Genomic DNA, 22,457 nt, shown 5'->3' with positions numbered 1-22,457 from the left:
TGAGCAATTTTATAAGGCGAAACTATGGCAGGCATTGATAACATTCGATCTGGACAGACGCTAACGACGACAAGTCGCGCACCTGCTCGTTCGGACGCCAGCAAAGAAAGCGCGTCAACTCAAGTTGGTCAACCTTCAGCAAAGCAAGACGCTGTCACATTGAGCCAAGGCGGTAAAGCCATTGGTCAAATGCATCAGCAAATGGCTAGCCAACCTAGCTTTGACTCGGCAAAAGTCGCAGCAATCAAAGACGCGATCGCAAACGGTTCTTACACCGTTGATGCAGAAAAGCTGGCTGATAACATGATCAAGTTTGAAGACGAACTTGGCGGATTACGATAATCGCGTCCGCAGACTCACTAAATTTTAGGTACAGGTAATGGCAGCACTTGTTGATTTGATTGACTACCAACTCAAAAACGCAAAAGCCCTGTCTCTTCTTCTTGCGGAAGAGACCAAAGCCATCGCGGCGCGCGAATCCAGCGAGATCGAACGCATTGCAAAAGAAAAGATGACGCTAGTCGGCCAATTACAACAGACCGATAAACGTTTAAGTGAACACCAAGACGTTCACCGCCTCACCGATGAAGCGCCGCTAGCACAAAAAGTGGCGGACATTAAGTCGATCGTTCTCGACTGCCAACAGCTTAACGACATCAATGGGCAAAGCTTGCAGCGCGCTCAGTTAAGTTTTAATAAACTCAACAACCTAATGCAGCAAAGCCACGGCAAAATAGGCATGACTTATAATGCGGGCGGGCAAACGCACACCTTATCGACGCTCGGTACCAACCTTAAAGCCTAGTCACAGTGAAGCCTTAAAACTTAAGAGTTTCTCTTACTAGGACAGTTACTCTGCTTGATATAGTGGCTCTACGGCTTGACAAAATCCCGTCGAGACTCGGTTTTTCCCCTCTTGTTTGGACTGATATAATGCCTTATCAGCTCGCTCAAGATTGCCTTGTAATGTGGCTCTTCTATCGACATTCGTTACCCCTACCGAACACGTCACGCGCAAATAGAGGCTTAACGGGCTATCAGCAATCGATTTTCGAATACGCTCAGCAATACTAGTCGCAACGTTATGGTTTTTGGCACTGAAGATCACAACAAACTCTTCCCCTCCCCAACGGCCAACAACCGCATCTTCCCGCAAATACGCTGTCAATGTGGTCGCAAGATTCACCAGTATCGTATCCCCTTCATTGTGTCCGTAGGTATCATTGATGCGTTTGAAATTATCGATATCCAACATAATCAAAAATAGCGTTTCTTTTTTTTCTAAGCGCTGTAAATAACGCTCTTGGATCCCTTGCCGGTTGTAAAGGCCTGTGAGTTTATCTAACGAGGCCAGTTTTCTGTATTTGTCCCGCTCTCTATTAGCATGAGTTAAGCTCATATCGAGCAATGACGCCCTGCTTTGATTTACCTTAAGCGAATGTTTTAGCGCGATAAGACGTGCTAAAACATCGGCAGTAACAGCTAACACCCATGCGGCCACCAGCAAAAACTGAACTTCAAATAGCGTCAGCCATTTGCCGACAAATTCTACAGAGCGCACCGTTATCGTAGTGTTTTTTCTGGTATGGCTATCACCAGTGGCAATTTGGATGTCCGTGACGTTATCCAAGCGAGCAGAATGGTCAGAGGTTTTAGCGTGCAAAAATGACCACCATGAAGGTACGTAGAAATTGGCAATAGGCAGTATGTAAGAGTAAGTGGGCTGATTCACAGGAATGATGGTTTGTAGGTTGGCTCTGGAAATGATCGAGGATGAACTCGCATCATGCTCAGCATTAAGTAAATAAACCAATACCGAATCTTGGAGATCGGACGCCTCTGAGTATGACAGTTTAATTTGCACTGAGTGAAAGCGCTGCAAATCCAACCCTTGCAATGCTCGTGGCGACGTTGGGATCACCACACTACAAAAAGGAAACGTATTAGAGCGGCGAGTCTGGCATGAAAAACTCAGAGCGCGATCGCGCTGGACAAAATGTCCGAGAGATTGACCACCGTTAATATCATCATTCATCATCCTAACCCTAGGAACATCAAGTTCAATATGCCGAGTGATGTTCATTCCCCAGTGATACCATGCCAGAAAGCTCAAACTTAGTACGGCCAACACTGCATAGCCATTTTCTCTTCTAATTATACGCAACCAATGCACTAGACTTCCCTCCTTGAAAGAAAGCGCTTACTAATGTTAGGGTATCTTAGCTGATTATAAATTACCCGAAATCAACAAAAACGGATTGCCAAATCGTGTTTTCAATCACACCTATCCTCACTAAATTAGGCAGAAGCATTCCCTCTTTCATCTCCCATAACTGCCTTATTGATACCTTACACAATCCCATATAATGCAATTTAATTAAAAACTTATGAGATTTTTTCCATGAGTTCACAAAATCTAATCGCAACACTAGCCAGCTGACAAAACCCATTGCTAATGTAGAGAGGCTATCATTAACTAATAAAACTATCGTTTGTTACAACACATGGATGTGGAACTACACTATGAAAGCGCTTACAAAAAATCGAGAAGCCATTACCTCAAGCGAGCTTAGGGAACATCCTCGCTTTGCTATGCGTTACGTTAAAGGCTCGATCAGGAAAGCGGGTCTATTTTCAAGCTATACCACTATGAATATTGTCGATATATCCAAAGGCGGCATAGGTGTAGAGTGTCGAAAAATGCTGATGGTGGGCGAGCGTGTTGAGGTAAGGGTGGGGAACAAGAAGTATTCTGGCCAAGTGGTGTTTGGTAGTCAGATCCTAGGTAGCCGTCAGCTTCGGATTGGCATTCAGTTTACCGATAAGCTAGGTATCTCAGACATGCTGTTTTTTGGCGCACCGATGGAGATTGCGATCGCTTAGTCTTAAAACAAAGACAAGAAAAAGAAAAAGGGCGGCAATGATTTGCATTGCCGCCCCGTCAGATTGTTATCGCTTGAGACACAACCTATGTATTAGAACAAGGTTTGACGTTTCTTTTCTGGAACTCGGCGGATTTCACCGTAATCACGCAGTCTGTCCATTTTTTCAATATCCAGTATTAACTCAGTAACGTAGCTATCGCCGACTTTGTAGCTGCGTACCACCTCTGCCCCGCGGATCACGCCATCCACGGCACCCGTCGTCGATTCAACACCGAGGCGCTGATCTTGAAGATCTGCTCTCGCCGACACCCGAAGGCCGTAGACTTGCTCCGCCAGTTCACGATACGCATCAATCTTTGAAGCGCGCATTGCGCGAACTTGCTTCTCTTCATCATTACGACCAGTCTGCTCACTGATGCTGGCATAGCCCACCGCGGTCAACGTATTCTGATCCATCGCGCCAATTGGAGTACAACCAATCATGACCATCGCGATTAAGGCGGCAAAAATTACTCTCATCTTCATGTCCTATGGGCGTAAAATCACTGTGGTTGGCGTTGTCATGGTTGGATCTGAACGAATCAACACACCATCTTCAGTACGCATTTGATTAAGCGTATCTAAGTCACGACCAATTCGATCTGCTGGCAAAAAGCCTTGCGCTGACGCAACGACAATTCTCGATTGCATACCAATCACACGAGCGTTGACCAATACACCGCCCTCTTGACGCAGCATAGTGCCAGTTAGGACAAATTGAATTTGCTGTTCTTGGGCAAGATCTTTCCAGTCACGACTTAGCGCAAAGTCACCCTGACTTGTCACCTGAATAGAGCCAGTGGTTTTAAAATCCACCACCTTAAAACCGCGACGCTGCAACTGATGAATAAACCCTTCTGACACAGAGTTACCCAGCCAGTTAGTCGCATCCATATTCTGTAAGTCGACAAAAGAAGCCACGGCAACCGGCGTGCGTGATGACACACTGGTGTTCGAATTCACCAACTCTTCCGTTAAGCTCTCTACAAAGTAATCCATGGTATGACGAGGACTCTCCATCAGCATAAACTTGCTGCCCGAGTACGACTCTTTACCGTTATAGATTGGTGAGTAGGCACAAGCGGTCAGCGTTAACACTGACGCCATCAGTAGCCACTTTTTCATTACACACTCTCCAAATGTTATTAATTGGGTCAATTGTGGCAACCTTGATTCAGGTTGGAACAATCTTTGCTTTTGTTATTCTGTCCTAAATAAGAAAGCCCGCTCCAATATTCGCTAGAAAATAGTAAGCAAATATTGTTCCGCATTTGGAAAAGTTGTATGAAAAAAATCGTTTCTTCTTTAATTTCAACAGCATTGCTGACATTAAGTGCCAGTAATGCCTATGCCGAGTGGTATGAAGTCACGGGCACGTCGACCATTGTCTCCTCTGAAAAGGCGGCAAGGATCTACGCGCTTGAAGATGCCGTATATAAGGCGGTCGACTTCTCTGGCGCCGACATCGGCAGCCTATCGACACTGGCACCAATGCTAGAAGACGATAAGGAACAGTACCAGTTTATCGACTCCGAGGTTCGCCATATCGTCATTGATGACAAGTTTGTAAGCGGCAACCAGATGGTGGTAAAAGCACGCATCGACATCTACCCAACGGCAAAGGCTTGCCATAAAGAGCAATATAAGAAGACCATTGGCGTTGCCATGTTCGACATTGTTGATCCGCAGCAAGCGGTCATGGGTCAGATCTATAAGCTGGGTGAAGATTACAGCGCCGTCATCGATAAGCAGCTTGCCGCGCGCTCTTACAGCTTTGTTTCTGTGGGCACTACCCGTTACGAAATCAACAAGCGCCAGCCTGAACGAATCAAGATGATCGCTGATGATCTTGGTGCGCAGTACATTGTCACTGGCGCGATTAAAGATCTCACTGCGACAATCGATGCAGGTGGCCTATTGAGAGATGATCGCATCAACCGCCAGTTCGCCATGGACATGGCCATCTTTGATGGCAAAACTGGCCACGAGATCTTCCAGCACACCTATCGCGAAATTGCCCAATGGCCATTTGCAAAAACCAGTAAAGTTGATACCAAGAGCGCTCGCTTCTGGACATCCGCCTATGGGGAGATGATGCAACGAGTCAGTCGCAATATCATGCTCGACTTGGAAGCAGAGATTTCCTGCAAGATGACGCTACCTGAAGTGGTTGCCACATACGGCAACAAAGTGACTATCGATCTTGGCCGTGTACATGGCGTACAAGCTGGCGACCAACTGCGCCTATGGCACACTGGTTCCTTCATTGACCAAAACGGCTTACCACGCAATAAGGTCAGCCGCAGCGACATTACATTAACCGTCTCACGCGTTTATGAGGGTGATGCTGAAGCGACGGTTGATCAGCCAACGTTGGCCAACAGTATTCAGATTGGCGATGTAATGCACAAACAAAACTAATAGTATGAATACGGGCTTAACTTATTCATATAATTGAGTAATATAAGCCCTAAGCTCCCGTGGCACAGCTGGATAGCGCGGCCCCCTCCTAAGGGGCAGGTCACAGGTTCGAATCCTGTCGGGAGCGCCATGTAAAACAAGGACTTAGCTATTGCTTCAGCTAAGTCCTTTTTGTTTGTGTCCACCAAACGTACACGGCTATACACCAAAAACAAAAAGCGGCTTTGTTGCACAAATCTAATACACTGAATATTAAGATGAGGGAGATTAATTCACAGACTATGATTTCATGCTTAAGTCCCGCTAAAAAACAACTTACTGGCACAAGTACAATAACGCTTTGATCAACAAAGGTTCACTCCTAAGCTCAATCAGGCAACAAATCCTCTGTGGGTGAAAGTGGTTTTCCTATAGCCATTTGGCACTTTTATGAACGCCACAACTTTTAGTTTTCTAGAGAAACCGCTGTTTATGACCTAGACTTCTCCGAGTATTGTTGAGGATTGTTTGTCTTCGATAAATCAACCACACCTTACTTAGGAGGTCGTATGAAAAAGTGCGCTGTTGCCGCATTGGCCATGTCATTATTGTTTGTTACAAATGTATTCGCCCAGCAGAATACCGCGGGCGGTGGCTTCAAAGGACCAAGCGCCGAAGACAATTTAAACACGGTGCAAGATATTTTGGATGCGACATGGCTATCTGATGGCACATACGTGACGGTTGTCGGAAAAATCACGATGTCGCTTGGTAATGAACTCTATACATTTACAGACAGCACAGGCTCGATGACAATCGAAATTGATGATGACGAATGGCGTGGGCAAACGGTAACCCCCGACCATACAATAAAGATCAAAGGTGAAATTGATAAAAACGACAGTGATAGTGCGGTTGATGTGGAATCGATTGAGATAGTCCAATAGATAGCTTTTGTCGCAATGAATGACCAAGAGACGTTGAAAAGACACACCTCACCATTACAAACAAAGCGACCTAAATAGGTCGCTTATCATTAATGAAATACCTGACTACAGAACCTGAAACATCGCCTATCCGCTATCAGTTCCTGAAATGCTGCCTTTTCAAGTTTCAGTGAGGTTTCATGAACACCCGCTTCAATGTACACATGATCAAGGTGAGTAAGTAGTTCATCAAATGCTAGGACATTGAAGGAGCGCACACTTCAGCATAAAAAGGACTATTACTTATACTCCATTAGGTAGTGAAGAAATAGTGGTGAGGAGCAAAGGGACATGCTACCCCATGAGGCGTTTGGTACGTATCCCTTTCTATGTTGGGCTGTCTCTGTCAAAACTGACGAAGTAGCCCCGACTGATAGCTCGATATATCAAGCTGCAAATTGTACGCTTCAGTCAATCCATCCAGTTTTGACTGCGCTGCATCTAGGCTCGTCATTACAATCGTATTATCATCAAGTTGCCACAACTGGCGTGATCCTTCGTAACTAAACTGAAGCGCTAACATGGCATCAGCATTGCCTTGTTCTGCCGCAGCCAACAACTTTCTGTTTTTCCGGTAAATAAGGTTAAGCTCTTTCTTTAACTGCCACACATACACGACTTCTTTCATTTTTGGGTGTTGTTTAAGTTTTAACAGGGTAAAACCTAGACCCAATGCACTCACCACTACGCCAAGAAGATTCCAATGAAAATGCGAGCCCGTGTCTGATGGTAAAAAGAATATCAAGCTTTGAGATATCGCTAAGCTGGAGACACTTAAGCTCACAATACATGCAACGATGACGATGTTTAGACGTGAGCGATATAACTGCTTGTCGATAGATTGTAATTGCATTTTGAATCCAATGGCGAATAAGGTGATTACGCTTTTCTAACCTTTAGAAGAACTGCTCTTATCAAAGGCTAGAAAACCAGTAGCTAGGGCAAACATTATCAAGCAACTGGCAATATATCCACTGTAAAAGTAAAGCATTAAAGCAGCATTAAAGGGACAGCATTAAAGGGACACACACCTTAAAAACCAAACGCAATCAAAATTGAAGCATTAGCAGACAGCCCTCTCGTTCAGACAAAACATGGAAGATTTGAGTACGTCAATACGTATAGGAAGTAGTTTGATGAAAGTAAAGACGCTATCAGGCACTCATAAAGYAAGCACTTAGTGGTACTTTGAATTGACTTATAAATTGATTCGAAACTTTAAGCTTACTCTAAACGATACATGTAAAGCTTCTGCTTGTTTAGCACTGTTTTCGTCTGTTCAGCCAACATGGGCGCCCCGAGTGCGGTTGCCCGAGATTTCTCYATCTGCGTACATACTTTTAGCCAATTTAATTGATTGATGTTTAGACGCTCCAATACTGGTGGAATCTTGTCTCTCATGGAAGCTTTCCCATCCCGAAGTTGACGAGCGGTCCAATCCACTAACTCGATGTAATCGACTAATCGAAACGGAATACCATCCAACATACGATTGCCGGGGTTGCCCACAAAAGGATGAAGACAAGGCGCTGTTGCTTGATTACGATTAAGTGTGTCAATTCTGAGCTTTATGGATGTATATTCCGAATCTTCTGGCGTTTTGGCTATTCCAGCCCGCACTGGATTTAGATCGACGTAAGCCATTGCGGCGGCCAATGCTTTTTCGTCAAGCAATGCCTGGCTTTTGAATCGGCTTTCCCAAAAGTGACCAGTACAATTATCCTCTCGGTTTGCTCTACAGGCGATGTCAAAGTTGAGCTCTTTCATGAACCAACTGAGGCTCCACAGTCTTTCTCTCCACGTTTCTATTATCTCTAGACACTTTTCTTCCTCAGCGTGAGACGAGAGCTGCTGAGTCTGCCAACGTTGAATTAGACTAGGCAGTTTATGCTCACTGCCCCAACGCTCCACTACATCATCAAGAGTAAGTGTTTGGGCGGATTCCCTGTTGAGATTTAGAACCAAGTGATAATGATTACTCATGATGGCATAAGCACAAATGTCAATGCAGTAGACTTGAGCAAGCGCATAAATCTTTTGTTCAATCCATTTACGTCGGTGTTCATAACTCGTGTTGGTTGAGGCATCCTCACCACATAGGAAACTACGGCGAACACAGCGAGAAACGCAGTGGTAATAGGAAGTTGCATCTATAGAAACAAGTTTTTTTCGAGCCGTTGTCAACGTTTTATCCTCCGTTTAGTCTGAAGGAACTCTAGCAGTCAATCACTAGAAACACCGTTGACAGGCCGCCAAATTAGGCAAAATCATACTATTTTCATACTTTTTGGTATGTGTCCTAGCAAACTCTCTTGCTAGCAAACTCTCTCCAAAAGAGTGTGAGATTGCTTTTCTGTCAAATTCCGTCACCATGGACACCATCAAAGTACCACATAAGAAAAACAATGAAATCATTACCATGGAACGCCTGGTTGCTTGCGCTAGTGCAGCCTTTTGTCCTGTCTGTTGGCGCATTGAATGTGTTTTTAGGCGGGATTGTCGGCGCGCAGCTTCATTCTGATCCTACGTTCGCGACCTTGCCAGTCACTGCGTTGATTGTCGGCGTATCGCTGAATGTTTTTCCCGCAGCTCGAATCCAAAAAAAGCTTGGCAGAAAGCGAGCCTTTGTTTTAGCCGCTATCGTAAGTAGTGCCAGTGCTTTGGGTGCCGCTTGGAGTATCGAGGTTGGCAGCTTTTGGGGGTTCTGCGCGAGTGCATTCTTACTTGGTACTCAGTTGGCGTATGTGGGTCAGTATCGTTTTGCCGCGATTGAAAGCTGTGAAAGTCCTGCTCAGCACCCAAGTGTTATTAGCTTAGTTTTAGTCGGTGGTATCGCTGCGGCGTGGGTTGGACCCGAGTTACTCAACTTAGGACAGGCAATCACCCTATTCGATGCTGAATATGCGCGCGCGTATGCTGCGCTCGGTATTCTAGAGCTGATTGGCGCAGCTATACTTGCTGTTGCGATGAAGCCACTGAATATCCAAGAGAACATCACTGAAGCGGGTGACAGTAGAACCTTGTCGGCGCTATTTCAGCAGCCCGTGCTGTGGCTAGCGATAGGCTCTGGTCTCACGGCATACGCAGTAATGGCTTTTCTTATGACAGCAACCCCACTCGCCATGTCAGGACACGGGCACGATATTCAAAGTGCTAAGTGGGTTATCCAAAGTCATGTTATGGCGATGTACCTTCCCTCACTCGTCACCCCACTTATCATTAAACGTATTGGTGTCTATAAGCTCATTACTCTCGGCTGTGTGGTCTTCCTCGCTTGTATCGCGGTTGCGCTATTGGGTCACTCTGTTCATCATTATTGGTGGGCATTGGTTGCGCTAGGAGTCGGCTGGAACTTTCTGTTTATTGGTGGCACCTCACTATTGCCGCAAACCTATAAACCGAGTGAGCGCTTTAAAGTGCAAGCGGTGAACGATTTTTCAATCACGGCCTTTCAAGCTTCTGGTTCGCTCGGCGCTGGGATCGTGCTCTTTACTCAAGGCTGGACATGGATGCTGCTTGCCTCGCTATTCCCAGTAAGTTTGTTGCTGTTGCTCAACGTAGTAATCAAGAAACGGCAATCGTTTGAGGAGACGAGCATCTAATTATTTAGTCAGATTCACATCACCTAATTAAGTCATTATTTTAAATAGAATTAGACCGTAAAAAGCATTTATTCCTGCAGAGCAGGCGCATAGGAGAATCACTTGACCCAAAAAATACGCTGGGGCATCGCAGGCCTAGGCAACATTGCCCATCGATTTACAAAAGATCTCATCGCTCACGTTGAAAACGGAGAGCTCTTTGCCGTTGCGGCAAGAGATCTCGGCCGCGCCGAAGAGTTTTCTAAGCAATATGGCTGCGAAACAAGCTATGGCTCTTACGTTGAGTTGGCTAACGATAGCAATATTGACGCTATCTACGTGGCGACTATCCATCCGTTTCACAAAGAGCTGATAAAGCTTTTTCTTAAAAATGGAAAACATGTACTGGTTGAAAAGCCCGCTCTCACTAATTTGGCCGACTGGGATGCGATGGCTGCGCTCGCGAAAAGCAATGGTCTACTTCTCGCTGAAGCGATGAAAAGCGTTACATTTCCGGCGTATCGCGCAATGAAGCAGTTTATCCTCGACAATAAAGTTGAAATTACCTCAGTTGAAGCATCGTTTGGCAACTGGCACGAGTACGACGGTGCTTGGCATCTGTTTAACCCTAAGCTTTGTGGTGGCGCGACGTTAGATGTCGGCGTTTATGGTCTTTGGCTATACGCGGATCTATGTCGACTTGCAGGTTGTGCGATTAACATTCCTACTGTCGAGTACGTTCAAGACAATGAACAAAGTAAAGTCGACGAGAACGCTACCTTTTCATTTGATGATCCATTGAAAGGCCGCATTTGCGCCTCAATTACACGCGACCTGCCACGAAATGCCATTATTCGAGGGCCAGAGCTAGAAATCGTTATGCACGAAAAATGGTGGAGTTCTTCGACCATAGACATTACCTACCAAGGTGAAGTGACCCAAATCGCTATGCCAATCAAAGGTGGCGGATTTGCTAACGAAATCGAGCACTTCTCATCATTGTTGCAAAACAATGTCCATCAATCGGATCTCCTAAACCATGAAACGAGTCGAAATGTCGTTCGTGTTATGGAGACCTGTTTGAACCGTGGCGGTTATGCAAGTTTAGTTCAAAGCTCAGAGAAGTAATACGTTATTACTTGGCTTTTCATCTGCTTATTTAGACCGCCTAACAAGGCGGCCTTCGCTCCATATTCTCTCCGGCTGCCTCAATTCTTGAGATGTTCCTTTGCTGATTCTCAGCTTAATACTCAAATTAAAAAACCTTTCTGACACAAGTTTAAATAATTGTTTTTATTAACAAAAAATTGGCGCATTCCGTGCATAAACTTCATCGCGTAGAAAGGAGACATTTTATGAAAGGATTAGCACTAGGAGTAGGACTTGTAAGCTGTGCGGTTACAGCGGCATGGAGTACTGAGTATCATTACCCAACAGGCGGTGCCGAAATTGGTTACAGTTTAATAGGCAAACCTGATGCAACCGTTAATGTTGGAGATTCCTTACCTACCGACTTATTAGAACGGATAGACAGCATGTTACCTCCGGGACAGAAAGTAAATCCGGGTTACATTGCAACGGATGCAAAAAGTAATATCGAGATTGATCCTGAATTTGCTGACACAGCTTGTGTTTCGTTTACCTTTCTCAATGAAGGGGCAAGCTTCAACAATGTGTTTGGCTATTTTGTTTTTGATACGGACACACCACCCACCACACGCAGCGAAGTTGCACAGCACCAAGTTGTCTTTCCCCAATGCCTCTAAGCCGCCCGCAGGGGAAATGCTACAAGGTGATCAACTCACTTACCAAATCCCCCTTCAAGCAGGTCAGAGCCTAGGTTTTTATGTGGTACCTAACGGTTGGGGTTGGCTAGGTGAGTACGGCAAAGTCCCTTATGACGGACTATGGCGACAACCTTTTTACTCTTTGTCGGCACTCAACCCTAAGAGAAGTAAAGCAGAACGCTATCACAATGTGGTTTTTGTCGATGAGGAAAACGAATTCTTAGTCATCGGTTTTGAAGATACTCTATACAGCAGTGGGGATAAGGACTTCAACGATTTATTATTCTCTGTCAACGTGACGCCGTTTGCCGCTTTGGATGGAATTGATGACGCTTCAGACAGCCAATACATTCCTTTGACAGCTTCGGAAAACTCACAACAGGGTGAAAGTACAACGACTTATTATCCAACCGCCAGCACCTATGCGACGCTCGCTTTTGAAGATCATTGGCCTTACGTCGGTGACTTTGATTACAACGATGTCGTCGTCCGCTACCAGATGACGCTTCAAAAAACGCCATCCAACGAACTTAAATCCTTAGAACTGGATGCTACGATTCAATCTTTAGGAGCGGATTACCACAATGCACTTGCGTGGCGAATTCCTAACTTAGGCTCAGACAATATTGAAACGGTCACCCTTACACTCAACAACACGCCTGTGTCACACAACATTGTTCAAATGGATGGCGAAGACGCCCTGTTTATACTGAGTGAAGATCTGCACCAAGACGTGAACACAAGCTGCGGCTTCTTCCGCAGCAAACGAAATTGTCAAATTCCATCGAATGGTGAGGTTACATGGTTCAATTTGTAAATCACTGTAAAACAAATTGAATGACGGCTTGAAATTGGTAGCGTATAGACATGACTTCTTAACGCACGCGGTTTAATTCGGACACCTCATCATGCAAACAAGAACTTGGAAAGACAGCTTAGTCAAAACACAATACGTCATGGATAGCGTATTGCTGATCGGCTTCATTTTGGTCTGCATTCCCAAAGTCACCGGAACGTGGGCACACGAGTGGTTGAGCCTGCTGTTCATTATCCCGCTTATTATCCACTTACTGCTGCACTGGGACTGGATGATGGCCTTGCCTAAGAACTTTGTTCATCGCCAATCCAATAAAGATCGATTTAACGCTATTTGGGATGCCCTTTTCTATCTGGTTATGCTGATGGCGACATTGAGTGGCTTCCTTGTTTCAGAAGCACTGCTTCCACAATTAGGATTACCTATCGATATCTTGCCTGTTTGGTCTAAGCTGCACCACGACCTAGGTAATCTGGTTATGCCGATGCTTGGTGTACACCTTGCTCTGCATTGGACTTGGATCAAAACAATGACCAAAAAAATGATTCAGAAACGCGATACAAAGGCAGGTGCTCAATGAAATATCTGGCAAAAAACTGGCAGCAAAGAACGATCATTATTGTTCTTATTTCATTGATTTTCAGTGGATTGATGTGGACGATAGAGTTTTCTTCATGGGCGGAGTCTATTAACAATTCTGCCATGATGACTGAATCACATAGCGATGAAAAATCCGCGCCATTTATATTCATGCTCGTGATGTCCTTCGTGAAATTGCTCGTACTCACGTTAGTTCCCTTTACTGTCACTTACGGCCTTGTTGCGCTTGTCAATAAAGTGAGTAAAAGCCAAAAACGTTCCGCGAAGACGATGCACACTCAACGCAACCGTTAGCGACACACAAATAATCTGGTAATGAGGTAACTACCTCACGCTTCAAGCGCCAGCTAAAGCTAATCCTTTATTTTAACTGGCGTGGAGCGAACTCCTAGCTTACTGTTTATAAGAGGCACACTTGATATCACTCCTGAAGTAACACGAGTGGACAGCATGTAGGGGGAAATTTGGCCAGCGTTATCCAAGAATGCAACCGTGAACTCAATAAAGTTGTCCAGTATTATCCGGAAGAAGCGCGCGATAGTGTTGATTGCCTAATGGCACAACTATTATGCTGCGAAATCTTTTTGATCCAATTTCCAATCCTCAACCATTTTAGAGGTAAAAGCTCTCCTTGGTATCATGTGCAGAACTTGCGTCATGCCCTGCTAACTAGCCCTCATCAAGGTGCTGTAAAGTGTTATGAAGAGCCGATATTTCAGGGTTGGTCGATGGCAAAAATTGATGACGCCCGTGTCTATGAAAAACCAATTCCAGACAGAGTGCGAAAAGCTTATGTCGACTATCAAGGCTTTCTTGAGCAGCTAAAACCTTAAGGTCGCTAACACCTAACTTACTGGTCTTGATAAATAATACCATTCAACCTGTCAATACCAAGCTTCCGAAGCCCCCTCGATCATGTCACAGCACACACATTGCAACAGCTTGAACTCTCAAAAAACTTCTGAACCTGAATGCGCTTTGTGTTAGGATGCTCGACCATTTTATGATGTGGGTCACACTTTTAACTACATGGCCACATTTAAATCCACAGCGCGATAAATTAACAGCGCTCCGTGAACAGTGATAATTTAATGTCAAATTCCAATACGGTTGAGGCTTGCTCAACCGCATCGATATCAGCGTATGATGCGATTCATCCACCTGAACGCATCAAGAGCCTTGCTGAAAAACTAGAAATGAACAACCCTGTATTCTGGCTCAGCGGTTCTTTCCTAACCCTCTTTGTCCTCCTTGCATTGACACACCCTATTGCCCTCTCAAGCGCTGTGAACTCCGGCTTTGATCTCGCTACTCGTTATTTTGGTGCCTTTTGGCAGCTACTCTTAATGGCTAACTTCATCATTGGCTTGGCCCTTTGTTTTGGTCGAACTGGTGATGTGAGACTTGGTGGTATGGCGCGTCCCGATGTAGAGAGCTTCAAATGGATGTCGATTGTGCTCTGTACGTTACTTGCTGGCGGCGGCGTCTTTTGGGCGGCGGCCGAACCAATTGCCCACTACTTGTCTCCACCACCACTATTCGGCTCTTCGTCCCCGGAAAACAACGCTATCAACGCGCTGTCACAATCTTTTGTACACTGGGGCTTTCTCGCATGGGCAGTATTAGGGGGGTTATCGTCAATCGTGCTAATGCATCTGCATTACGACAAAGGCCTGCCACTTAAACCCCGTACACTACTCTACCCATTGCTCGGACAGCGCGCCATTGAAGGTTGGATTGGCAATACTATTGATGCTTTAAGTATCATCGCTGTTGCCGCAGGTACTATTGGCCCGATTGGTTTTCTTGGCCTTCAGATCAGTTATGCGATGCAAGCGCTGTTTTCTATTCCCGACACCTTTGCCACTCAGGCGACGGTGGTCGTCATTGCGATGCTTTTTTACACCTTGTCTGCACTGAGCGGCGTTAATCGTGGCATTCAATTAGTCAGCCGCTACAACGTCATTCTTGCTGCGGCGCTTATCTTGTTCATCTTAATCGCGGGACCAACCGGCTTTATCATCGACAGTTACGTTCAAGGTCTCGGTACCATGATCGATCAATTTGTACCGATGGCAATGTACCGCGGTGATACTCAATGGCTGAGTTGGTGGACCGTATTCTTTTGGGGCTGGTTTATTGGCTATGCACCTATGATGGCCATTTTTATCGCGCGTATTTCACGCGGCCGCACCATTCGACAGTTAATTCTCTCCATTAGCATTGCCGCTCCATTGGTGACGTGTTTTTGGTTTACCATCGTAGGTGGCTCTGGACTGGCCTTTGAGCTGGCTACACCTGGTATCATTAAAGCTGGTTTTGAAGGGTTCAATATGCCAGGTGCGCTACTGGCTATCACTATGCAACTGCCATTTCCGTTGCTGATTTCAATCCTATTCTTAATTTTAACCACCACCTTCATTGTGACCACCGGCGACTCAATGACCTACACCATTACTATGGTGATCTCCGGCGACAAGGAGCCCAATGCTCTGATTCGCGCTTTCTGGGGAGTCATCATGGGTGCAGTGGCGATCGTGTTAATTTCAATGGGCAGTGGCGGTATTTCTGCATTGCAATCTTTCATTGTGATTACTGCGGTACCAGCGTCATTCATTATCGCCCCAAGTCTTTGGTATGCGCCTAAAATTGCCAATAACATGGCGAAGGAACAAGGCTTATAAATCACGAAGCCGACCTAAAAGGTCGGCTTACTTTTTGTCATTAACGCTGAATCCAAAACCACTCAAACTACTATGGGCTATTTAACTTCCAATCCAATCACGGTTTGTTGATTGTCGAGTGTAAGGTGAATGGTTCCACTCCCGTCCAGCGGTGCTCGATTTTGAGTATCAACAACTTCCAGCGCTAACTTCACCATCGCACCACTGTTCATTTTTATCAAATAGGCTTTATTATTAACGTACGCACTATTCTCAATCGGCGGAAAATAGAGCACAGCGAACTCTTGTTTATAGTCTTCGTAGATAGAAAAGCAACGTTTAGAATCAGACTGACACTCTGCTATCTCTGCAGATATCGTGGTGCGGTATTTGTCCGTCGTATCACGCAAGATATGAATATACTGCGCTTGATTATGTGGCTTCCCATAGAAATGGTCATCATCTTGGCAATAAAGCCTAACCAGATCACATTTGCTGCTGTGAGATACCGTAAGGTGCTTATCGACTGCATGATGGGTTAACGTACTCTCACTGATCCAAGGAACATCGTAACCGCGATGATCCATTTCTGATAGCAAATATACCGCTTCCATATCGCCATATAGCGCGTCGAGAAACGTGTATTGGTAGCTGCCATTTTGTGCCTGATACTCTTGCGCGGCGCCTTTGGAGTAGCTTTGACTCAATGTAAGCATAGTCCCTGATTTTGGCTCCGCGATTTCCAGTTCAAGCTTACTCTCGCGCCCGTATCGATAGGTTGTAATGCCATTGCTGGCCTTGCAAAAGCTGACCGATTTACCGTTTCTCAATTCACAGCCAGCAACACGCTGTTCCTCGGTCATACATAAATCGTTTGATTGCACCATGGTTGAAAATAAACAAAGCGCGGCGGCTAAACATAGGGCTTTGTTCATACTCTTCCTCTCTTCAATTACTGGAATCAGTTGTTTTTACACAACAATTATCGACAGTAATAAGAGGATTCGCCGCGCCGAGATCGCTAAATAAAGCTAAGATTGTCAATAGTTTGGAAAGTTTTCGAGTGAGCTATCAGTAAAGGAAAGAGACAATGAACACCCAGCTATCTTCATGCCAACTCACTCGCAAAATGTCACTGACTTATCATCGCAAAAAGTCGCGCTCTACTTTATCGTGAAATAGGCTTACTCGCTCAAGCACCGATTCTAAATGTTGGCGCTCCAACGTCGACAGCTTGGCCAAATCGATATCATCATTAACCTTGCAAAGATCGGTGTACTCGTCGATTTGGTTCATAAATCGTAGCTGCCATATATGATCAAAGATATACAGCATGTCACGAAGCGTCGGGGCGTCCAACTCCTGCTTTGCCGCCAAAAGTTTAAGACGAGTGACGGTATTACTCTCACGAATATCATGTTTTAACGCGTACAGACGACAGAAGATCTCCATTGGTCTTAAGCATTGCTTGAGGTTCAAGGTTAACTGCCCTTGATGATTCTCCACTTTGATCTGTTTCGTCGCGGTCAGTGGGATCTCATGCTGCAGGCAGTTATGTGCGTACGTTGTAAAAAACGATGGTTGGCGCTTGAGCTGATGTTGAATATTGTCGTGCATCGCATCCACTAGTGCCCCTTCACCATAGGTCGCGCGAATATCGAAAAACACATTCAGCTCCAGTATCGACTCAGCGGTAGCGTCTGCTATCCAGCGTTCAAAGTTGCGATTCCACTCATCAAGGCTCAAACACCACTGATGATTCGACGCCATAATCAGTCCTTCGCAATAACGATATCCTGCACGATTGAGCATAGAGCAGACATTTTCAGCCAAGCTCAAAAAATAGCGGCGAACTTGCTTTAACTCAGTAGGCTCTAACGTGGCACCATCAAACACAATGGCGTTATCTTGATCGGAAAACAGCGTCATGTCGTGACGCGCGTTACTACCAAAAGAAATAAAGGTAAACGGTACCGGTGGCTCACCAAGCTCAATCGTCGCCAACTGGATAAATCGGCAGATAGCCGCATCGTAGGCAGTACCTATGGTTCGGCGCAATATTTCAGGACGGCAGCCAGACTCTATCATCTGACGGATAACGACCGTCAATTGATTCAGTGTTTCCACAGCATGGCCTGGCGAATGGCTTTGTTCTATCTTGCTGATGATATCAGCGACCATAGGCTGATAGTCACGCACCTCATCGATAACGCCAAAACTACCGCCATAAATCTTGCGGGTTATCGGCCTAAACGACAGTACGTGCCCCTGTTTTTCAGACAAGAAGATACGCGATGAGCTAACAATGATATCTAGGGTATTGCCCTGTTTAGTGATAAGTTGCGCTTCAAACTCCCCAGGCTCAACTCCACCATCAAACAGTGCCTCAAGGTGCGCCAGCACTTTGGTGTTTTGAGGTGATTGAGTAAATAATCGAGACCAAATATCTTGCTGCTCAAAATCGTGTTCACTATAACCTACCATGCGATGAAGACAGGCATTGGAGTATATGATCTGCCCATCGGTCTCCAAAATGTAGCCTTCATTCGATGATTCGACTAAAGCACGATAGCGATCTTTCGCTTCATGTAGCGCGATTTCGGCGCGCTTTTTCCGATTTTCAATCACTTTGCTTTGCGACATAACAAAGCCGATACACACTACAAGACCGGCAAAAATCGCGGCAAAAATGGCGTAAAGCGTCCCTTCTAGCTTGTCGATACCCTGCTGGACATCGTCCAAATAGACACCTGTACCTATGATCCATTGCCACTCGTCAATGCCCTCCACATAAGTCAGTTTCGGCGTGGTCACATCCGCTTGGTCATTCCACTGCCACAAGTATTCCAAAAAACCATGTTGGTGGTTATCGACTAGCTTAGTGAACTCGACAAACACAGCAACACCGTCGCTATCTCGATAGTCACTGAGGTCTTGTCCTGTTAAGTCAGCGCGATAGGGGTGCATCACCATCGTTGGCTTACTGTCGATAATGAAGAAGTAATCGCGATTGTTAGGCCCATAGCGCATGGTTTCAATTTCATTCTTCGCGCGGATTTGCGCCTCTTGGAGGCTGAGCTCGCCTTTTTGCTCAAGCTCAATGTAGCTATCGACAATACTCACCGCAGAGGAGGTCAGCTGCGCCAACATGTTGCGCTTTTGCTCGACCATCGACTGCTCAACAAAGGGGACAATGGCGAAAATAATCGCAGCAACAAATAACACCAGCGCCAAAATCGAGGGGGCAACAATACGCAAGGTAAAGCGGTTTAACAGTCCGCGATTTTCAGAATGACGTGCATGTAAACCATCAAAGTAATCCATCAATTCATTGGCGCTCAATACAGCACTGAGTTCATCGCCGTCATGGGCATCGTGGTATTTGGTTTGAAACGTGCCATTTTCAAAATCAGCACGGGAAGGAATATACCCGTCGTAATCATCACGAATATGAGTTTCAAACACATTGCGTATCTGCTGGCGCGAATACTGGCCACTGAACTCTTGATACGCCTCGTTCAGCGCTTCTTTACAGTGCCGAAATCGACGGTGATCGTAGGGATCGCGAGTCACTGTCCCTTGCTTTAGAGCATGATCAAATCGATCGTGTTCAAAAAAACCATCAATCCATTTATGAATGTCTTCGGCACGGAGTCCGAATAATTGCTCCGTTCGATTGGCGTGCTCTGATATCTTCATTATCGCTAGGTGTTTGATTTCATAAGTTAATAACAAGAACCTGTGCTCGGCCTCGCAACTACAACAAAAAACTCACTTTACCCCGCGATCATTGGTGACATGCTAATCCAAATCAATAAAAGCCGTTTTCAATTTATTTACCTTTCATTCAATAGTGAAACACGGATCCAGCTGGTACCGATCATGGGTGCTGGCTATCACTAAGGAGAACACAAAGTTATTAAGTCTCCCTTCTGGCATTAAAAGAAGGAGCGCGGTAGCGGCTGGGATGCCGACTCGTATCAATCGAAGGTTGGTATGCCGTGCGCAAGTAGCCTTAAGTGCCGACTGGTTGTTCTCCCTCTCACAAGGGAAAGAGACGTATGTCTGGAAGTAGTAAAACCTTTTATAGGGATATGCGCCGTAAAGCGCAAGAGTTTGAAAGCAGGGAAGAATTTCTGAACCATGATCTTAAGATCATGAGCTTCAGACGGTGGGGTATTCACTTACCCTTTCGTGATTACAGTATCGAGATAGAAGACTGGGTACCGGCGATTGCCGCCACCATAGGGAAAGTGGTCATGGTGACAGCCATGGTCGCAGTGTTCGCAGCACAGTTTGGCCTATCACCGGAATTTGTCGCAGAAAACGTCCGATACGAGCTACTCATTGCGGGTGCTCTATTCGTTATCTTGTTTTCTGCGATTCTTAACCCCAATGCGAACCTTGCTGGAACACATGGGCCAATGATACCGCTGATACCCCTTGTGGCTGCCGCAGGTGGACACCCACTCGCCCTAGGTATAATGGTGTGCGCATTCGGGATGATACTCGCGCTCACCAAAGGGGGCTCCAAGTTGATGACCCTCACCGGGGTCGGCGTACGGGGAGGCTTGCTGATTTACTTAGGAGCCGTCGGCCTAATCAGCCAAATCAATAAAACCGAAGCATGGGCAAGCGCTAGCGGCCATGGCTATATCTCGTTTGCGGTGATTGGTGTCACTGTGTTGGTGTACGCCTACCTGGCTAAAGTGAACAAACGCTGGCTAGCTATCCCGCTTTGCTCGGCGATTGCCGGTATTGTCGCGTACGCCATGGGCGCAGAGTTTGCTTTTACTACCGAACCTGGCTTACCACATTTAAGTCCATTCTACTGGTGGGGTGAAGACACAGGTTGGAAGCTGGGCTGGCCGACGCTTGAACACTACATTGCGGTTGTACCGTTTGCACTTTTGGCTGTGGCGATGTGGTCACCTGACTATTTAGGTCACCGTGTATTCCAAGAGCTGAACTATCCAAAAGAAGCCAAAGGCGTACTGATGAACGTTGACGATACCATGATGGTGGCATCGATTCGTCAAGGTGTGGGCTCTTTACTTGGCGGCTCGAATCTCGCCTCTTCTTGGGGTACCTACATGATCCCAGCGGCTATCGCCAAGCGCCCTATTCCTGGTGGCGCGCTGCTTACGGGTATTTTGTGTATATTGGCCTCAGTGCTGGGCTATCCAATGGATTTAGCCATGTGGGAACCGGTGCTGCGCGTTGCGCTGATTGTTGGTGTGTTCCTGCCTCTACTTGAAGCAGGCATGCAGATGATTCACAAACACAAAGACTCACTCAGTGCGGGTATCTGTATTTTCTCGTGCGCATTTGTGAACCCGGTGTTCGGCTGGGCAACGACTATGCTGCTCGATAACATGGGCTTCATTGGCGATAGCGAGCGCGCTAAAACCCTGTCCAAAAAGGACAAGTACCTAATCCCAGGTCTGGCGTTTGTGGTCTGTATTGGCTCACTCGCAGTCGTCGGTCAATTGCCGGGTATCCCTGCTTTGATTGGTAACTAATCCCACGCTTTATTGACTCTCACCCAAGCGCCTTGTTTTAGCAAGGCGCTTTTTCTCATCTCACTTTAATCGTAACGCGATGTCGCTCGGCAGAGAGACATAATGATCCCAAAGCACACACCCTGAGTAATCATTGCGGTGCCGCCATAACTGAAAAACGGCAACGGGCTACCCATGACAGGTAATAGACCACTGACCATACCGGTATTGATAAACGCGTACAAAAAGAAGCTGAGCGCTAGCGCACCGCAAACCAAACGGCTATAGGCATGATGGCAATGACAAGCGAGCCACAAGGCTCTCAGCGTAATGAACAGATAGAGCGACAGAAGCAAAACACAGCCAATAAACCCCCACTCTTCTGCAAACGCAGAAAAAATGAAGTCAGTGTGACTTTCTGGAATAAAGCCCAACGAGCTTTGAGTGGCGTTCGTCCAGCCCTTCCCCGTTACCCCACCAGAGCCAATAGCAATATGGGACTGGATAATTTGATACCCCGAACCGAGTGGATCACTTTGCGGATTTAAGAACTGCAAAATGCGTTTCTTTTGATAGGTTTCTATCACAAAGAACCATAACAAAGGGGCAGAGGTTGCCACTAGAGCGACAAAGCCTCCGATGATCTTCCAACTCATGCCAGCGAAATAGAGCACAAACAGCATGTAAATCACGCCAAAGATTGCTCCATCCAAGTCTGGCTGAATAAAGATTAGACCCGCGGGAATGGCAGTCATCAAAATAGCCGCAATCAGCCGTAAGCCACTTGGTCTTGTGCCTTCCCTTTGAATAAACCAAGCCACCATCATTGGAACCGCAAGCTTTACCAACTCTGAAGGCTGAAAGCGAACCCCAGCTATACTTAGCCAGCGCTGAGAGCCATTACTGCTATCTCCTGCCAGCACCACACCGATTAGCAGGATAATGGTGAGTAAGTAAAGATGCGGTGAGAAACGTCGATACTGTTTCGCCGGGATCGAAGACATAATCAACACGCAGGTCAGTGCAATGCCGCAGCGCATCAAATGATTGGTCATCATCGCTTCGCTGTAACCACTGGCACTCCAAATGGTGAGCGAGCCAAGCATCATGATCGAGATAATCGCCAGCAAGATACTAAGGTCGAGCTGCGGAGTCTTAAAATTTTTCAACATGGGATTCTAATCAGAGGCGCTGCAAA

Annotated in this window: 22 protein-coding genes and 1 tRNA gene; 15 read left to right on the top strand and 8 right to left on the bottom strand. The window is 46.0% G+C overall.

The genetic code is table 11. From position 1 onward, the window contains the following. The first annotated feature begins 24 nt into the window (after window positions 1-24). Together flgM and L4C42_RS17015 are read left to right on the top strand one after the other, a co-directional pair. A complete protein-coding gene (flgM, locus tag L4C42_RS17020) occupies window positions 25-342 on the top strand; it encodes a flagellar biosynthesis anti-sigma factor FlgM (RefSeq protein WP_429761360.1) in 318 nt (105 codons plus the stop codon). A gap of 37 nt (window positions 343-379) precedes the next feature. Then, window positions 380-805, top strand: a complete 426-nt coding sequence (locus L4C42_RS17015; RefSeq protein ID WP_042496979.1) for a flagella synthesis protein FlgN — start codon at window positions 380-382, stop codon at window positions 803-805. A gap of 45 nt (window positions 806-850) precedes the next feature. On the opposite strand, the gene L4C42_RS17010 is transcribed toward L4C42_RS17015, so the two are convergent. Beyond that, entirely contained in the window at window positions 851-2,173 is a 1,323-nt protein-coding gene (locus L4C42_RS17010) for a GGDEF domain-containing protein (RefSeq protein ID WP_429761358.1), read from the bottom strand. 350 nt (window positions 2,174-2,523) lie between these two features. Here L4C42_RS17010 and L4C42_RS17005 point away from each other — a divergent pair, with 350 nt between their 5' ends. After that, complete coding sequence (locus L4C42_RS17005; RefSeq protein ID WP_429761356.1) at window positions 2,524-2,883, top strand: PilZ domain-containing protein; 360 nt, start codon at window positions 2,524-2,526, stop codon at window positions 2,881-2,883. Between the two features lie 92 nt (window positions 2,884-2,975). Here the strand turns inward: L4C42_RS17005 and L4C42_RS17000 are convergent, their stop codons facing one another. Together L4C42_RS17000 and L4C42_RS16995 are read right to left on the bottom strand one after the other, a co-directional pair. Then, a complete protein-coding gene (locus tag L4C42_RS17000) occupies window positions 2,976-3,404 on the bottom strand; it encodes an LPP20 family lipoprotein (RefSeq protein WP_338165006.1) in 429 nt (142 codons plus the stop codon). Between the two features lie 9 nt (window positions 3,405-3,413). Further along, entirely contained in the window at window positions 3,414-4,049 is a 636-nt protein-coding gene (locus L4C42_RS16995; protein WP_353496764.1) for a FlgO family outer membrane protein, read from the bottom strand. Between the two features lie 159 nt (window positions 4,050-4,208). Between L4C42_RS16995 and L4C42_RS16990 the strand changes: the two genes are divergently transcribed. The 3 genes from L4C42_RS16990 (at window position 4,209) to L4C42_RS16980 (ending at window position 6,271) form a co-directional block, all read left to right on the top strand. Continuing rightward, window positions 4,209-5,345: a flagellar assembly protein FlgT gene (locus L4C42_RS16990; RefSeq protein ID WP_429761353.1), complete on the top strand. Its 1,137-nt coding sequence runs from the start codon at window positions 4,209-4,211 to the stop codon at window positions 5,343-5,345. A 53-nt stretch (window positions 5,346-5,398) separates the two neighbouring features. Continuing rightward, a tRNA-Arg gene (locus L4C42_RS16985) sits at window positions 5,399-5,475 on the top strand. Between the two features lie 418 nt (window positions 5,476-5,893). Beyond that, window positions 5,894-6,271 (top strand): YgiW/YdeI family stress tolerance OB fold protein, encoded by a 378-nt coding sequence (locus tag L4C42_RS16980; RefSeq protein WP_353496766.1) that lies wholly within the window; start codon window positions 5,894-5,896, stop codon window positions 6,269-6,271. Window positions 6,272-6,656: 385 nt separating this feature from the next. Here the strand turns inward: L4C42_RS16980 and L4C42_RS16975 are convergent, their stop codons facing one another. Together L4C42_RS16975 and L4C42_RS16970 are read right to left on the bottom strand one after the other, a co-directional pair. Beyond that, on the bottom strand, window positions 6,657-7,163 hold the full coding sequence (locus L4C42_RS16975; RefSeq protein ID WP_353496767.1) for a DUF3087 domain-containing protein: 507 nt from the start codon (window positions 7,161-7,163) through the stop codon (window positions 6,657-6,659). 371 nt (window positions 7,164-7,534) lie between these two features. Further along, window positions 7,535-8,494, bottom strand: coding sequence for a transposase (locus tag L4C42_RS16970; RefSeq protein ID WP_429761350.1), 960 nt, complete (start codon window positions 8,492-8,494; stop codon window positions 7,535-7,537). A gap of 221 nt (window positions 8,495-8,715) precedes the next feature. Here L4C42_RS16970 and L4C42_RS16965 point away from each other — a divergent pair, with 221 nt between their 5' ends. The 8 genes from L4C42_RS16965 to L4C42_RS16930 all read left to right on the top strand — a co-directional run bounded on the left by L4C42_RS16965 (window position 8,716) and on the right by L4C42_RS16930 (window position 15,779). After that, window positions 8,716-9,912, top strand: a complete 1,197-nt coding sequence (locus tag L4C42_RS16965; RefSeq protein WP_429761348.1) for an MFS transporter — start codon at window positions 8,716-8,718, stop codon at window positions 9,910-9,912. Window positions 9,913-10,014: 102 nt separating this feature from the next. Continuing rightward, on the top strand, window positions 10,015-11,019 hold the full coding sequence (locus L4C42_RS16960) for a Gfo/Idh/MocA family protein (RefSeq protein ID WP_353496770.1): 1,005 nt from the start codon (window positions 10,015-10,017) through the stop codon (window positions 11,017-11,019). A 227-nt stretch (window positions 11,020-11,246) separates the two neighbouring features. Continuing rightward, window positions 11,247-11,657, top strand: coding sequence for a hypothetical protein (locus L4C42_RS16955; protein WP_418642033.1), 411 nt, complete (start codon window positions 11,247-11,249; stop codon window positions 11,655-11,657). 16 nt (window positions 11,658-11,673) lie between these two features. Continuing rightward, window positions 11,674-12,495, top strand: coding sequence for an LruC domain-containing protein (locus L4C42_RS16950; protein ID WP_353496772.1), 822 nt, complete (start codon window positions 11,674-11,676; stop codon window positions 12,493-12,495). A gap of 91 nt (window positions 12,496-12,586) precedes the next feature. Beyond that, window positions 12,587-13,075: a DUF4405 domain-containing protein gene (locus L4C42_RS16945; RefSeq protein WP_353496773.1), complete on the top strand. Its 489-nt coding sequence runs from the start codon at window positions 12,587-12,589 to the stop codon at window positions 13,073-13,075. Next, entirely contained in the window at window positions 13,072-13,389 is a 318-nt protein-coding gene (locus tag L4C42_RS16940; protein ID WP_353496774.1) for a hypothetical protein, read from the top strand. Before L4C42_RS16945 ends, L4C42_RS16940 begins: the two co-directional genes overlap by 4 nt. A 170-nt stretch (window positions 13,390-13,559) precedes the next feature. Beyond that, window positions 13,560-13,928 carry a hypothetical protein gene (locus tag L4C42_RS16935; RefSeq protein WP_353496775.1) on the top strand — a complete coding sequence of 123 codons (369 nt, stop codon included), beginning with the start codon at window positions 13,560-13,562 and terminating at the stop codon, window positions 13,926-13,928. A gap of 258 nt (window positions 13,929-14,186) precedes the next feature. Then, the gene (locus tag L4C42_RS16930; RefSeq protein WP_353496776.1) at window positions 14,187-15,779 is read left to right on the top strand and encodes a BCCT family transporter; all 1,593 of its coding nucleotides are present in this window, start codon (window positions 14,187-14,189) and stop codon (window positions 15,777-15,779) included. A 77-nt stretch (window positions 15,780-15,856) separates the two neighbouring features. Here the strand turns inward: L4C42_RS16930 and L4C42_RS16925 are convergent, their stop codons facing one another. Both L4C42_RS16925 and L4C42_RS16920 read right to left on the bottom strand, forming a co-directional pair. Then, complete coding sequence (locus L4C42_RS16925) at window positions 15,857-16,693, bottom strand: hypothetical protein (protein WP_418642032.1); 837 nt, start codon at window positions 16,691-16,693, stop codon at window positions 15,857-15,859. 208 nt (window positions 16,694-16,901) lie between these two features. Continuing rightward, complete coding sequence (locus tag L4C42_RS16920) at window positions 16,902-19,457, bottom strand: DUF294 nucleotidyltransferase-like domain-containing protein (protein WP_429761343.1); 2,556 nt, start codon at window positions 19,455-19,457, stop codon at window positions 16,902-16,904. A 362-nt stretch (window positions 19,458-19,819) separates the two neighbouring features. On the opposite strand from L4C42_RS16920, the gene L4C42_RS16915 reads away from it, so the two are divergent. After that, window positions 19,820-21,280 (top strand): DUF3360 family protein, encoded by a 1,461-nt coding sequence (locus L4C42_RS16915; protein ID WP_353496779.1) that lies wholly within the window; start codon window positions 19,820-19,822, stop codon window positions 21,278-21,280. A gap of 65 nt (window positions 21,281-21,345) precedes the next feature. Here L4C42_RS16915 and rodA read toward each other — a convergent pair whose 3' ends face one another. Further along, a complete protein-coding gene (rodA, locus tag L4C42_RS16910; RefSeq protein WP_429761341.1) occupies window positions 21,346-22,431 on the bottom strand; it encodes a rod shape-determining protein RodA in 1,086 nt (361 codons plus the stop codon). Window positions 22,432-22,457: the final 26 nt, after the last annotated feature.

It is taken from the genome of Vibrio wakamikoensis, assembly GCF_050337275.1.
Lineage (GTDB): Bacteria > Pseudomonadota > Gammaproteobacteria > Enterobacterales > Vibrionaceae > Vibrio > Vibrio chaetopteri.
Note: the sequence above shows the minus strand (reverse complement) of the source record. Positions and strands in the feature narration are given on the sequence as shown.